Origin of the sequence: Streptomyces subrutilus, assembly GCF_001746425.1 — a bacterium.
Classification (GTDB): Bacteria; Actinomycetota; Actinomycetes; order Streptomycetales; family Streptomycetaceae; genus Streptomyces; species Streptomyces subrutilus_A.
Genome location: NZ_MEHK01000001.1, coordinates 611,511 through 625,586 on the forward strand (window position 1 = coordinate 611,511; position 14,076 = coordinate 625,586).

Sequence of the window (14,076 nt, forward strand, 5' to 3'; positions counted from 1 at the left end):
AGCAGCCGGGACGGTCGCCGTGACGCAGCAGGGGACCTGCTCACCTCCACTGATCGACGGCCGCCCCGGTCCCGCATTCGGGAACCGCGTGCGTGAAGTCGCAAAGGCGGGGCAGGCGAGGTTCCGGCGGAAGCGGCACCCCGCCGAGCACGACGTACGGAACTGGGAGGACCGGCGGGTGATCCTTCACCCGCTGCCCCCCGTTGACCGGAGGAGTTGTTTTTCGCGTGACTGAACATGTGTGGAGCTACCAGCCGACCTCGGGCCACCTGGCCGGTACGGACCTGACCGGCTACAAGGTCGAGGCCACCGACGGCAGCATCGGCAAGGTCGACAAGCACTCCGACGAGGTCGGTGACGCCTACTTGGTGGTCGACACCGGCGTGTGGATCTTCGGCAAGGAGGTCCTGCTGCCGGCGAGCACGGTCGTCAGGATCGAACCGGACGACCGCAAGCTCTACGTCGACCGCACCAAGGAGCAGATCAAGAACGCCCCGGAGTTCCACCGGGACGAGCACCTCGGCGACGCCGGGTACCGGCAGGAACTGGGCACGTACTACGGCACCGGCGCCCCCTTCGGCGGCCGCCCCGCCTGATCGCGCACCCAGCTTGAAGCCGGTCCCGGCACCCCCTCTGGGTGCCGGGACCGGCTTTTCCGGCTGAGGGTGGCGCGCTGCGGGCCGGGCAGCGAGGATCGTCTCCATGGGTGGGGGAAGGAACTGGGGCGTCCGTGCGGGAGTGGCCTGCTGTGTGGCCGCGGTGGTGTGGCTGGGCGCCATGGCCTGGCGTGACGGTTGGGGCGGGGCCGACCCCGTCGCCAGCGTGCTGGGAGCCACGGCGGGGATCGCCGCGCTCGTCGCGGCGTTGCGCACGCCCCGCGCCGACCAGGCCGCGCCGGCGGGACTCCCCCGGACCGCTGCGCCGGTGGTGCCCGACTGGGTGGTGGAGAGGGCCCAGGTGAGGGAGGTCGTCGCTGAAGTGTGCGGGCGACGGGGCGGTGGATCCGTAGGCATCACCACGGGTCTCCACGGAGCGGGCGGTTTCGGAAAGACCATGCTGGCCACCGTGGTCTGTGCGCATCCCAAGGTTCGCCGCCATTTCCGCGGGCACGTCTACATCGTCACGATCGGGCGCGAGGTGCGCGGCCGGTCGGCGATCGCGGCGAAGGTGGCCGAGGTGACCCGGTATCTCACCGGCGACGCACGGGACATCGGCCAGGATCCCGACCTGGCGGGCCGGCACTTGGCGGGCCTCCTCGCACAGGGGCCCCGCATGCTGCTCGTCCTGGACGACGTCTGGGAGGCCGAGCAACTGGCGCCGTTCATGCACGGCGCTTCCCGCACGTGCGTCAGGCTGGTCACCACGCGGAATCCGGGTGTGCTGCCCTCGGGATCGAGGCCCGTCACCGTGGACCGGATGTCGTCCCAGCAGGCGCTCGCGGTCCTGAACCACGGCCTGGACCTGCCCGAGTCGACAGCACGCGCCCTGGTCGACGCGACGGGCCGGTGGGCGTTGCTCCTGCGCATGGCCAATCAGCGCCTGACCGCCCAGGCCGCCACCGGCGCCGACCCCGCCACCGCTGCCTACCAGCTCCTGACCCGGCTGCGTGCGCAGGGACCGACCGGCGCGGATGATCCCGATGCCCCGTTGGACCTGAACGACCCGAAGCGTCGCAACGCCGCCGTGCGCGCGAGCATCCAGGCCGCCACCCCTCTCCTGCCGCCGGACGGCGCCCGCCGCTTCGCCGAGCTCGGCATCTTCGCCGAGGACGAGACCGTCCCCGTACCACTCCTGCTCCGGCTCTGGCAGACCACCGGTCAGCTGGCGGAGGAAGGGGCGCGGGCCCTGTGCAAGCAGATGGCGGACCTGTCCCTGCTCACCCTCGACACCACCGTGGCCGAAGGCGCCGTACGGATCCACGACGTCGTCCGCGACTACCAGCGCGCCGAACTCGGCAGCGAACTGGCCGTGGTGAACCGCGCATTCGTGGATTCCTTGGCCGTGGACCTTCCTCGCATCGCCTCCGCCCCGGGGACGGCACCGCTCGCCAGAGCCTGGTGGCAGACGGAGAGCCGCTACGTACGAGACCACCTCGTCGAGCACCTCGTGGACGCCGACCGCCCGGACGTCGCCGAGGCGCTGGCGGGTGATCTGCGCTGGGTCAGGGCGCACGTGGAGCGGCTGGGGCCCAACGCGGCCATCCGCGACCTCGACCGCGTAGGCACCCCGACCGCGCGCACCATGGCACGGGACCTGGCCCGTGTGGCGCACCTGCTCGCACCGACCGACCCTCCCGAAGCCCTCGAGGCAGTGCTCCGCAGCCGCCTTGGCCCGCTACCCCACTGGCACACCGGCCACATTCCCCTCCCCTCTTCCCGCCCCACGCTGGTCAACAAGTGGCTCCCGCCCGACCTCCCCGATCCTTCCCTGATGCGCAGCCACACCGACGCGGACCACGGCGCCGCCGCCCTGGCCGTCAACGCGCACAGCTCCTGGTTCGCCACCGCCGGCCGGGACGGCACCGTTCGCATCCGGAGCGTCAGCACGGGCGCGGAGACCAGGGTGCTGGGAGGAGCACGGAACGGCCCCTTGAGCACGCTGGCGGTCGGCCCGGCGGACACCTGGCTGGCCACCGCCGGTTCGGACGGACGGGTGCGCGTCTGGGACACCGCGTCCGGAGCGCACGTGCACACCCTGACGGGCAACACCAGTTGGGTCACCGCGCTGATCGCCGATGCCGACGGGGCGTGGCTCGCCACCGTCAACCGCGACGGCACCGCGCAGCTGTGGAGCACCGCCTCCTGGCGTCGGCTTCGCGCTCTGGCCCTCCCGAACGGCACACCGGCGATCTGGTCCCCGAACGCGGTGCTCGCGGTCGGCGCGAGCCCCGACGGCTCCCTGCTCACCACCGTCGACTCCCTCGGCACGGCGCGGACCTGGAGCACGGCCGACGGCACCCTCCTGACCGCCGTGACCTGCGGTGCGGGCTCCGCGCGTGCCGCCGCCGTCAGCCCGGACGGCAGGTGGTTCGCCCTCGCCGGGGGCAACGGCGCGGTGGGGCTGTACGCCGTTGACACCGGCACCGAGATCCGGACGCTGACCCCGCGTGCCCGAGCGGTGGACACCCTGTCCGTCAGCCCTGACGGCGCGTGGCTGGCCACCGGCACCACCGACGGCGCGGTGGGGTTGTGGGACACCGCGAGCGGCGCCGAACTCCACCGTCTGACCGGGATCGGCCACGCGCGGAGCATCGCCATCAGCCCCGACCGCACATGGCTGGCCGCCCTCTCACCAGCCGGCACGGTGCGCATCTGCGACACCGCCGTCGGGGCGGGGCGGCCCACCGGCCCCCGGCCGGCCGTCCCCGTACGTACCCTCGCGGTCAGCCCGGACGGGACCTGGATCGCGACGACGGGCGACGACGGGCCGGCCCGCACGTGGAACCCCGTGACAGGGGAGCAGACGGGAACACTGACCGGGCACCGCGGCCACCTCGACGCGGTGGCCATCAGCCCGGACGGCACGGTGGTCGCGACGAGCGCCCGAGACGGTTCCGTCCGACTGTTCAACCGCGTCACCGGGCAGGAGTCGGTCTCGAGCCGGCGAGGCCGGGTCCGGGCACTGGCCGTCAGGCCGGACAACACCACGGTCATCGCGATCAACCAGGACGGCACCGCGGGCCGGCGAACGCTTTCGCTGGCGTATGAGATCCCCTGCGCCAGTGGGGCCAGCTCCGCGGCCGTCAATGCCGACGGCACCTGGTTCGCGATCGGCGCCTCGCGAGGCGTCCAGATGTACACGGGGGACGGAACGTCGCCGGAGGATCGTCGCCAACTGCGCAACGACGCGTGGACCGAGACCACCGGCGTGGCCATCAGCCCCGACGGCACGTGGCTGGCGGCCGCCCAGGACCGTGACGGGGAGATCCAGATCTGGGACACCCGAAGCCGTCGAGTGCTACGGACGCTGACCGGCCATACCGGCCGGGTGAACGCGGTGGCCGTCAGCCCGGACGGCACCTTGATCGCGTCGGCCGGCGCCGACATGACCGTGCGCGTCTGGGACCCCGCGCGGGACGGCGCGCTGACCCTCATGCGCACCGGCAGCGCACTGCATGCCCTCGCCTTCGGACCGGACGGCCGCTCCCTGTACGTCGGCGGCGACCAAGGCCTGTTCGGGTACTCCCTCGACCCGATCACCACAAGGCGCCCCTGAAGACCGCCCACTTCAGGCCGCCCACTTCAGGCGCACACGGTGCCGAGCCGGGGTCCGGTCAGGAACCGGGGCGCAGGGAGCGGAGCCGGTCCGCGATGTCGTAGACGTTCAGGCGCAGGGCGCGGATCTGGGTGATGAGGTCGCGCCACGGTTCGAACGCGTCGTCCACGGTCTTGCCGGAGGCCCTGATGTAGGCGACGGCGACGCCGTATCCGAAGTACTCGTTGCGGGCGGGCAGCGGGCGTAGGAGCACGATCTGTTCCAGGAGGGCCGCGGCCCGCCAGTACGCGTCGGGTTCGTCGCCGAGTGCGGGCGTGTTCACGCGGTGGCGGGCGACCGCGGCGACCAGGCCCGAATAGTCGAGGATGCCGAGGTCCTTGCCCAGGAGTTCTTCCTGCCGGTCCAGGAGCCACCGGATGTCGATGTGCAGTTTCAAGAGTCGGTCCGCCTCGTGCGTGCTCGCGGACAACGGAAGCGGTCCCGGGTCTCGGAGTCGGTCTTCACGGTTGTCTTTGCCAAGACTCTGAGTATGCACCCCTGAATACCTTTGTGAATACACCCTCACCCCTTCGAGCAGGACGACGGAGAGGTGCTGTCAGCGTGACAGGCCGAAGGCCTGCGGGGTCGGGGCGGGTCGGGTGCGGGACAGCTTCACGGCCCTGCCGCGTGCCGCTTCGAACGCCACGACCGGGTTGCCTTCCTTGCGCCAGGGTTCGGCTCCGCACCAAGGCCCGATCCGGCGGAACTGCTCCAGGGCGGGCGCGTACATCATCGACCGGAGCATGTAGTACGCCAGCAGGTGGCGCAGCACCGGCAGGCGCTCGTCGTCGGGCGCGACCTGGTCGAACGAGGCGGCGATCCGCTTCAGCAGACTCCTCGTCATGGGCGTGACGGGCAGCGCGAGGGAGGGGGACCGGTCGGTGAGCTCGTTCAGCGCGTGCAGGTAGATCCCGGCGAGCGGGCTGCCGGCCGGGGCCTTGCGGACCGCCTGGCGGGCGAACCTCATCATCTGCCGGTTGCTGCCGTACCACTTGGCGCACCAGTACTGGAGGCCCTGCCAGTGTCCCTCGTAGTGGTGGGGAGCGCGGGCGATCAGTCCTTCCCAGAGCCAGTTGAACTGCGAGTGGCCGTACTGGGCTCCGCGCGCCGCCGTGACCATGACGACCCACGGGCCCGGGTTCGCGGGGTCGAGCAGCGCGGCCTTGCGGGCCTCCTCGATCGCGGCCGGGAGCATGGCGCGGAAGCGGTTCATGTCCGAGGCCGGGACCTCGTGGGCGAAGGCGCCGCCCCGGATCTCCCAGGCACGGCGGACCATGATGCTCGCGTGGAGGGTCGCCGCGTCGCAGTTCCCCGGTTCGGCGGCGCGCCAGGCGTCGAACCAGGCGCCGTCCTCCCGCGCGATCTGCTGCAGGAGCTCCAGCCGGGCCCAGCGCTCGTCCCAGTCCTCGCCCGCTTCCCGGACGTACCGTTCGGCGGGCTTCCAGTCCCCGTCCCACGCGGCGTCGGCGACGGCCTGCATCTCCTGTGCCCGGTGTGCCGCCGGGGGCGGGCCGGGGCGCCGGTCGTCGAGCACTTCACGGGGCGGAAGGCCGTAGGCGGATGCCGCGAAGTGCGTCTCGACCCAGCGGTCGACACGGAGGGGGGTGATGAAGAGGAGGTAGAGCACGATGAGAAACACGCCGAGTGCGATGGCGAGGAAGATGGTCACGGCGGGAAATCATTCCCGAACCGATCACTCTCCGCAATAGCTTAGGCCAACGATAAGTCGAGGTCAGAGCGGGTCAGGCGGCGCACCGATGGGCTGGATCAGGACATGGGCCAGGAGGGCGCGGCCTACGAACCAAGCCCGGCGAGGACGTTGACGGCGAGGACCGCGTACTCGTCCTCGTGGCTGTCGGCGAAAAGCCGGAGCAGCCGTCACGGAGGTGCTTACTGCCGCGAAGTACCGCGGCAGGAGTATCACTCATTGTGTTTAGCGGTCGCGATTTCGGTAACAACAAGTAGCTACAGGAAGTCAGAACCCGACGGAAGGCAGGAACATGAACGTCGTTACCGTGCTCATCCTCGTCGCGGTCCTCGCCGTCATCGCCCTCTTGACCGTGGCGCCCCACGCGCCGGCCCGGCGCAATCCCGTCCCGGGCCGCCGGCTGCCGGCCACCCACCGCCGCCCGGCCGCGCCCCGGTTGACCCGGGTCCCCGCTCAGCGCGGAATCGAGCGTCACGCCCGCTGACCCGCCGGGGTCCGGACAGCGGGGTCGCGCGCCACGTCGCCGCCGGAGAGAACTCATGCTGTGCGATGTCGAGTTCGATGTCGCGCACGGCGTAGGCGACGCCGGCGCAGGGCGAGCGCTTGCTCACGGCATCGGCCGGACCTGGCGACGGCCCGCTCGACGAACTGGCGGGCCATCCCCCCACACTGGGTGCCGCGGAGACCTCCCCGGAACTGTGAGGGCCTGGGCTGCTCCCACTTGAGGCCGCGGGCCACCCCCTGGGGGGTGGCCCGCCTCATGCGCGCCGCCCCGGGATCACTTCGACTGGTAGACGCCGAAGACGTCGAGCACCAGGTCCGCGTCCTCGTGGCCCTGGTTCCAGAAGGTGATGACCCCGTGGTCGCCGTCGCTCGCCTGCACCAGGTTCGGGACGGTCTCCCCGGCCGTCCAGTTCAGGGTCGAGGAGCCGGGGCGCGGTCCGGCGGGCGCGGCGGGTGCGCCGTCCGCCGGCAGCGGGTGGGGGCTCGGCGCCACCGAGAGGAATCCGGTGCCGCCGGTCTCGGTGACGGTGGTGTTCAGCACGTAGGCCTCGACCCCCGTCGCGGCCTCGGGCGTGAAGCCCTGCGTGATGTACTCCCGGGCCCGGAGCCTGCCTCCGGTCCAGCCGTAGGCCTCCTCGCGGGTGTCGAGCGTCCGGAACGGGGTGAAGGGCAGGAAGGCGGCCTTGCTGTCCTTGCTGTAGTAGCCGACGACGTCGACCACCACGTGGGCCGGCATCCAGGACCCGTTGAAGACCTTGATCGTCCCGTCGGCGGCCACCGGCACGATCACCGCGTTGGCCACCGTCTGGCCGGGCACGAAGTTCAGGTTCGACGCCGTGGGGACCGGCCCGCCGCCGGAGTAGGCGGTCAGGTGGCCCGGCCCGCCGGGTTCGGTCACGGTGACGTTCAGGGCCACGGCCGTGATGCCCTGGGGCACCCCGCGCAGGCCGCCGATCTGGGTCGCGAACGCGGTGCGCGCGGCGAGCCGGCCCCGGGAAGTGCCCAGCCCCTCACGGGTGTCCACGAATCGGGCGGGCGTCATCGAGGTGTAGCCGCCGGCCGAGGCCCGGGTGAAGTAGCCGGTGACGTCGGCGATCAGGTCGACCGGCTGCGGGCCGCCGTTGTAGAGCTCCACGTAGCCGTCCTCGCCGACCGGCACGATCACCAGGTTGGGGACGGACCGGCCCTTCGTGTAGTTCAGGTTCGAGGTCCCCGGACGGTCGTAGCCCGCACCGGGCCACGCGGTCACGTACCCGCTGTCGACGGTCTCGGTGACCGTGACGTTGAGGGCGACCGCGGTGACGCCGGCCGGGACGGCGGCGTTGCCGGCCACCTTGACCCGGGCCGAGCCCTGTCCGGCGACCTTGCCCGCTTTGCCCGCGGGCGCGCCGGTGCCGTCGCGGGTGTCGAGGAGCCGGGTGGGGGTGTGCGGGGTGAAGTCGGAGCCGGGGGTGAGGAAGGCACCGCCGTTGGCGGCCTGGACGGCGTTGGCGGTGTCGGTCACCGTCACCTTCACCTGGTACTCGCCGGACTTGTCGTACGTGTGCGAGTGGTGCAGTTCGGCGTTGCCCCGCGCGGTGACGGTGTCGGTCTTCCCGTCGCCCCAGTCGATGACGACGTCGAGCGCGAAGTCGGCGCTCGTGATCAGGGCGGTGAGCTCGATCCCGTGCGCGGTGTAGCTGGTGCCGCTGACGTCCACCGCGAGAGCCGGGTTGTCCCCCGCGGCCAGTGCGGCCTGCCCGGTCTGGCTGGTCTGCGGGACCTCCGCGGTCCGGGCGGTCTGCGGTGCGGCGGTCTTGGCGTTCGCCTTGCCGCTCCCCTCGGCGGCTACGGGCAGGGCGGTGCGGATCGTGCGTTCGGCCGGGCTGTGGAAGCCCTCGGACGTTGCTGCCTCGGCTATCGCCTCGGCCACGCCCGCCGCGACGGGCACGGGATCCGCCGCCTGCGCGGTGCCCGGGATGATGCCGAGACCGGCTGCGACGAGGGCAGCGGTCATTACGAGTCGGTGGTTGCGCACCGGCCCCCCAGTTGTGGTGATGAGCAAAGTGCGGCCACCGTATGGAAGGTTCCGGCCAAGGGTGACGGGCTTCTGGCGGGATTCACTCCATAGGGGCCAGGGCTTTACCGGCTGTACGGTTTGCGATCGACAAAGGCCTCCGACGAGGCACCGGGCCACGGCCAGTAGGGTTGCGGCGTGGACACTTCTTCGCTCCCTCGTTCCTTCCGGCTGCTCGTGACGGGCGGCGGGACCGGCGGTCACACGTACCCGGCCCTGACGGCGATCCGTACCCTGCAAGGACGCCTCGCGGCCGCGGGCGGCACGCTGGACGTCCTGTGGATCGGGACCGCGGACGGCCTGGAGGCCCGGGTGGCGCCGGCGGAGGGCATCGCGTTCAGGACGGTGGCCACCGGCAAGATCCGCCGCTCGGCGAACCCGCTCAAGATGCTGTCGGCGGCGAACGTGAAGGACATGGCCCGGGTGCCGCTCGGCGTCGCCCAGGCGCGGTCGATCGTGTCCGAGTTCCAGCCCGACGTCGTACTCGCGACCGGCGGGTACGTGGCGGTCCCGGCCGGGCTGGCGGCGCGGCTGTGCCGGCGTCCGCTGGTCCTGCACGAACAGACGGTCCGGCTCGGCCTGGCCAACCGGAAGCTCGCGAGCTCGGCGACGCGGATCGCGGTGTCCTCGGAGTCGTCACTGCCGCTGCTGCCCGCCGAGGTGCGCGAGCGCGCCGTCGTCACCGGGAACCCGGTGCGGCCGGAGGTCCTGACCGGTCATCCGGACAAGGCGGTCGCGGCGCTGGCCCTGCACGGCTTCGAGCGGCGGCTGCCCACGGTCTACGTCACCGGCGGAGCGCAGGGCGCCCAGCAGATCAACGGTGTCGTCCGGGACGTGCTCCCCTGGCTCCTGACGCACGCGAACGTGATCCACCAATGCGGGCCGGCGAACGTGGACGAGCTCCGGGCGGCCGCCGCGGGCCTCGATCCGGTCCTCGCCGCCCGTTACCACCTGACCGGGTTCGTCGGGGCCGAACTGCCCGACGTCCTGGCGCTGGCCGATGTCGTCGTCTCCCGCAGCGGCGCCGGCACGCTGGCCGAGCTGACCGCGCTGGGCAAGCCCGCCGTGTTCGTGCCGCTCGCCACCTCCGCGGGGAACGAGCAGGCGCACAACGCCCGCCACCTGGCCGACGCGGGGGCCGCGGTCGCGCTGCTCGGCGAGGTCACCGCGCACACCCTGCACGACGCCGTAGGCCCGCTCCTGACCGACCCCGCCCGGCGGGCGGCGATGGCGGAACGGGCTCGCGCGTACGGGCGGCCGGACGCCGCGGACCGGCTCGTGGACGTGCTCCTGTCAGCGGCGTCCGGCTGACCCCCCCTACGTGGTGATGGCGGCGCACAGCAGGGGGCGACCGGGGGTGCATTCGGCCATTCGGTGCGGCGCGGGCTGAGGGCTCAGGGCTCAGGGCTCACACAGGCGTACGGCGAGGGCGGCGATGTCGTCGTCCAGGCGTCCTCTGCTGTAGCGGAGGAGGTCGCGGTGAAGGGCCGCGAGCAGTTCGCGGGGCGGTGTCGGGGGCTGTCCGCGCATCCAGGCCGCGAGCGGGAAGAACTCGCCGTCGCGGGCGCGGGCCTCGGCGATCCCGTCGGTGTACAGGAGCAGCAGGTCGCCGGGGGCGAAGTCGAATGTGTCGACGTTGTAGTGGTCGCCGATGAGCTCCGCGAGGCTGAGCAGGGGCGAGGGGGTGGCCGACTCGAGGACACGGAGTTCGCCGGGGTTCAGGAGCAGCGGCGGGGGGTGTCCGCAGTTGAGGATGTCGATGCGTCCGCCCCCGTGCGGGATCTGGACGAGCAGGGCGGTGGCGAAGCGCTCCATCGGCCCGTCGGGGGGAAAAGCGGCGTTGTACCGGCTGCTGCTGGCGTCCAGTCGGCGGGCGACGCTGACCATGTCCCTCTCGCTGTAGGCCGCCTCCCGGAACGCGTTGACGATCGCCGCGGCCGCCCCCACCGCGGGCAGGCCCTTGCCTCGCACGTCACCGATGAGCAGCCGGACCCCGTAGGGCGTGTCGACCACCTCGTAGAAGTCCCCGCCGATGCGGGCCTCCGCGGCGGCCGCGAGGTACAGCGACTCGATCTCGATGCTGCCGAAGCGGCGGGGCATGGGGCTCAGCACCACTTGCTGTGCCGCGTCGGCGACGAGCCGTACCTGGAACAGGGTGCGCTCGCGCTGGAGCCGGACGTGGCTTCCGTAGGCGGCGGCCACGGTGACCGCGATGATCCCCGCGGCCGTCCACCACGTTCCGAGGTCGGGGAAGACGAGGCCGAGGCCGATCATCAGGAAGAGGCAGACCGTACCGAGCAGGACGGTGGGAAGGACGGGCCACATGGCGGCGGCGAGGGCCGGCGCCGCGGGCAGCAGGCGGCTGAAGGCCATTTCCGGCGGGGTGGCGTAGGCCAGGCCGGCGATGACGACGGTCAGGATGACCGGCGACAGCCGCACAAGTCTTCCGGGGCCGGTGCGCCTGCGGGGCCGCGGCCGTCCAGACTCGATCACCTCACCAGACTATCCGCGCAATATGGGCACAGCGCTTCGACGTACGGAGTCGACTGCCCGGCGGGCCACCCTACGGCCACATCGAACACCTGAGCGAGCGGGGACGCCGACTGGCGCAGACCGCCGAACATGCGGCGCGCACCGAAGGAATGGTTTCAGCCGATTCACCCCCTTCTAGAGATCGCGCCCGGCGGCGCGCGCTCGCCGGTAGCCGATGATCCTGAACTCCAGAACACGCCGCGCCGAGCCGGCCATCAGCGGCGCAGAGCGGTGCGAAGCGTCAGTCCGTGGTGGTGGCGCAGTCGGTACAGCTCCCAACAGGACAAGGTCGTCACCGTCAGGGGGGCGCCGAGGATGAAGGCCACCCGGGCGCCCGCCGGGACCTGGGCATAGGACCCCGTGACCAGGTCCAGGAGGGCCATCTCCCAGACCAGGACACCGGCGAGGATCGGCGGCAGCACCTCGTGGATGTCGGCGGTGCGGAAGACGTGCACCAGCGACAGCCCGATGCCGTACAGGGCGAAGCCGATCGACCACAGGCACAGCACGACCATGACGATCTTGCCGGGCAGCCCCACGGCGTCGCGCAGACCCGACAGCTCCGGGGCCATGGCGAGGGCGCCGGTGCCCATGGACACCATCATGGCCACGACGGAGCCGAGCGGGCGCAGCGCCCGGCGCAGGTAGACCCGGCGCAGCCCGTCCCGCGCGGATGCCACGAAGACGCCGACCACCACCGGGAACGTACAGACGAGTACCAGAACACTGGTCCAGCTCTGGTCGAGCCGTTCGCCGGCCACGCCCTGGACGTCGGCGGCGCTCGCGACGGCGTTGTAGGTGACCATCAGGCCCACCCAGGCGACGAGTCCCAGCCCGGTCCGCCACAACTGAAGCTTGCGGACCAGCGGGTCGGCGACGATCCCGGGGCGCGAAGGGCGGAAGGTGCACTGGGCGGCGTAGAAGGGGTTGTAGAGGCCGCGCAGGATCTTCCGGGCCCGCGAGGGCTCTGCGGGCGGGGGCGGGCCCGGTGCGTAAGGCGGCGCGTACGGGTATCCCGGCGGCGGAGCGGGCTGGCCGGACTGGGCGTACGGGTATCCCGGCGGCGGACCCGCCTGGGCGTACGGGTATCCCTGCCGGGGGACCTGTGCAGCAGAGGGGTGTCCCGGCGGGAAGGCCGCGGCGCCGCCGCCCGCCGGGCCGCCGTACCCGCCGCCGCCCTGGCCACCGCCGCCGTACCCGCCGCCGCCGTATCCGCTCATGCCACGCACCCCCGATGCCCACGTCCTGCCGAACCCCGGCATCCTAGTGGCGGCGCGTGACCGGAACATTCACTTCCGGTTCATTCCCCATAAAATGGGTAAAGCATCGGAAAAGTACTAGATGCCGCGCTCCCTCCCCGTGGTCAGGAGGCGCAAGCGATGGATCCCTGGCTGATCTGGCTGACCGCCGCCCTGCTTCTGGGCGCGGCGGAGATCTTCACCCTCACCGCTGCGCTCGGGCTGCTCGGGGGCGCCGCACTGATCACCGCCGCGTTCGCGGCGCTGGGGCTGCCCCTCCCCTTGCAGTTCCTGCTGTTCGCGGTCGTGGCGACAGCGGGGGTGCTGTTCGTGCGTCCGATCGCCCTGCGCCGCCTGGCCCCTCCCCCGGAGGCGCGGTTCGGCGTGGACGCCCTGGTCGGCGGCTCCGCCTACGTCACGTCCGAGGTGACGGGATGGGGCGGCAGGGTCCGCATCGGCGGTGAGGAGTGGACGGCCTGCGCGTACGACGAGACGCTGGTGATCCCACCCGGCACGACCGTCGACGTCATCGAGATCAAGGGAACCACGGCGCTCGTCTATCCCCGGGAGTGAGCCATGGAAGCATCGGCGTTCCTCGTCGTCGGCCTGCTCGTCGCCGTCTTCGCCGTGTTCACCGTGCTGCGCGCGGTACGCATCGTCCCGCAGGCCCGCGCCCGCAACGTCGAACGCCTCGGCCGCTACCACCGCACCCTGAAACCCGGCCTCAACATCGTCATCCCGTACATCGACCGCGTCCACCCGGTGATCGACCTGCGCGAGCAGGTCGTCTCCTTCAAGCCCCAGCCGGTCATCACGGAGGACAACCTGGTCGTCGAGATCGACACCGTCCTGTACTTCCAGGTCACCGACCCCCGCGCGGCCGCATACGAGATCGCCAACTTCCTGCAGGCGGTGGAGCAGCTGACGGTGACGACCCTGCGCAACGTCGTCGGGTCGATGGACCTGGAAAAGACCCTGACCTCACGGGACACCATCAACAACCAGCTCCGCGGCGTCCTCGACGAGGCCACCGGCAAGTGGGGACTGCGGGTCAACCGGGTGGAGATCAAGGCCATCGACCCGCCGCAGTCCATCAAGGACGCCATGGAGAAGCAGATGCGGGCCGAGCGGGACAAGCGGGCCGCCATCCTCGGAGCCGAGGGGCAGCGGCAGTCCCAGATCCTCACGGCGGAAGGCGACAAGCAGTCCGCGGTGCTGCGGGCGGAGGGCAACCGGACCGCCGAGATCCTCAAGGCGGAGGGCCAATCGCGGGCCATCGACGAGGTGTTCCAGGCGGTCCACCGCAACGACCCCGACCCCAAGCTGCTCGCCTACCAGTACCTCCAGATGCTCCCCCAGCTCGCGCAAGGCCCGGGCAACACGTTCTGGGTGATACCCGGCGAGGTGACCTCCGCCCTCCAGAACGTCACCCGCGCCTTCTCCCACGTACTCCCCCAGTCCGCCGCCACCCGTGAGGCCTCCTCCGACGACCTGGCCGTCCAGGCCGCGAACGACGCGGCGAAAGCGGCGGAGGCCGCCGCCGAGGCCCTCGCCGACGCGGCGGAGGCCGACGCGAGCGCCACCGGGGCAGCGCCGTTCGGATCCCCCGCCCCGGCCCCCCGCGACCCGCCGCAGCCGCCGCCTCCCGGTCCGCCGGGCTGAGGTCCGCCGCCTTCCCGCCACGAGGGGCCGCCGGGGTCGCACGAGCCGGGGGCGCCCTCGCCGCCATGCCGCTACGCCGTGCTGACCGCCCCCTGTACGACCCGGCGCTCAACGCCCTCCAC

11 protein-coding genes are annotated in these 14,076 nt (G+C 72.0%); 6 read left to right on the forward strand and 5 right to left on the reverse strand.

Going from position 1 to position 14,076, the window contains the following annotated elements:
- Nucleotides 1-227: 227 nt before the first annotated feature.
- Nucleotides 228-596, forward strand: a complete 369-nt coding sequence (locus BGK67_RS03690) for a PRC-barrel domain-containing protein (RefSeq protein ID WP_069918536.1) — start codon at nt 228-230, stop codon at nt 594-596.
- 106 nt (nt 597-702) lie between these two features.
- Nucleotides 703-4,215 (forward strand): NB-ARC domain-containing protein, encoded by a 3,513-nt coding sequence (locus BGK67_RS03695; protein WP_107488760.1) that lies wholly within the window; start codon nt 703-705, stop codon nt 4,213-4,215.
- Between the two features lie 58 nt (nt 4,216-4,273).
- On the opposite strand, the gene BGK67_RS03700 is transcribed toward BGK67_RS03695, so the two are convergent.
- A complete protein-coding gene (locus BGK67_RS03700) occupies nt 4,274-4,651 on the reverse strand; it encodes a toxin Doc (protein ID WP_069918538.1) in 378 nt (125 codons plus the stop codon).
- Between the two features lie 159 nt (nt 4,652-4,810).
- The gene (locus tag BGK67_RS39410) at nt 4,811-5,923 is read right to left on the reverse strand and encodes a hypothetical protein (protein ID WP_069918539.1); all 1,113 of its coding nucleotides are present in this window, start codon (nt 5,921-5,923) and stop codon (nt 4,811-4,813) included.
- A gap of 331 nt (nt 5,924-6,254) precedes the next feature.
- Here BGK67_RS39410 and BGK67_RS03710 point away from each other — a divergent pair, with 331 nt between their 5' ends.
- On the forward strand, nt 6,255-6,446 hold the full coding sequence (locus tag BGK67_RS03710) for a hypothetical protein (protein WP_069918540.1): 192 nt from the start codon (nt 6,255-6,257) through the stop codon (nt 6,444-6,446).
- Nucleotides 6,447-6,740: 294 nt separating this feature from the next.
- On the opposite strand, the gene BGK67_RS03715 is transcribed toward BGK67_RS03710, so the two are convergent.
- A complete protein-coding gene (locus BGK67_RS03715) occupies nt 6,741-8,462 on the reverse strand; it encodes a PKD domain-containing protein (RefSeq protein WP_069918541.1) in 1,722 nt (573 codons plus the stop codon).
- Between the two features lie 198 nt (nt 8,463-8,660).
- Between BGK67_RS03715 and BGK67_RS03720 the strand changes: the two genes are divergently transcribed.
- On the forward strand, nt 8,661-9,833 hold the full coding sequence (locus BGK67_RS03720) for a UDP-N-acetylglucosamine--N-acetylmuramyl-(pentapeptide) pyrophosphoryl-undecaprenol N-acetylglucosamine transferase (RefSeq protein ID WP_069918542.1): 1,173 nt from the start codon (nt 8,661-8,663) through the stop codon (nt 9,831-9,833).
- A gap of 90 nt (nt 9,834-9,923) precedes the next feature.
- Here the strand turns inward: BGK67_RS03720 and BGK67_RS03725 are convergent, their stop codons facing one another.
- Nucleotides 9,924-11,015, reverse strand: a complete 1,092-nt coding sequence (locus tag BGK67_RS03725; protein WP_069918543.1) for a PP2C family protein-serine/threonine phosphatase — start codon at nt 11,013-11,015, stop codon at nt 9,924-9,926.
- A gap of 254 nt (nt 11,016-11,269) precedes the next feature.
- Nucleotides 11,270-12,274, reverse strand: coding sequence for a hypothetical protein (locus BGK67_RS37340; RefSeq protein WP_244291135.1), 1,005 nt, complete (start codon nt 12,272-12,274; stop codon nt 11,270-11,272).
- Nucleotides 12,275-12,433: 159 nt separating this feature from the next.
- On the opposite strand from BGK67_RS37340, the gene BGK67_RS03735 reads away from it, so the two are divergent.
- Nucleotides 12,434-12,865, forward strand: a complete 432-nt coding sequence (locus BGK67_RS03735) for an NfeD family protein (protein ID WP_069918544.1) — start codon at nt 12,434-12,436, stop codon at nt 12,863-12,865.
- A 3-nt stretch (nt 12,866-12,868) separates the two neighbouring features.
- Complete coding sequence (locus BGK67_RS03740) at nt 12,869-13,954, forward strand: SPFH domain-containing protein (RefSeq protein WP_208948647.1); 1,086 nt, start codon at nt 12,869-12,871, stop codon at nt 13,952-13,954.
- Nucleotides 13,955-14,076: the final 122 nt, after the last annotated feature.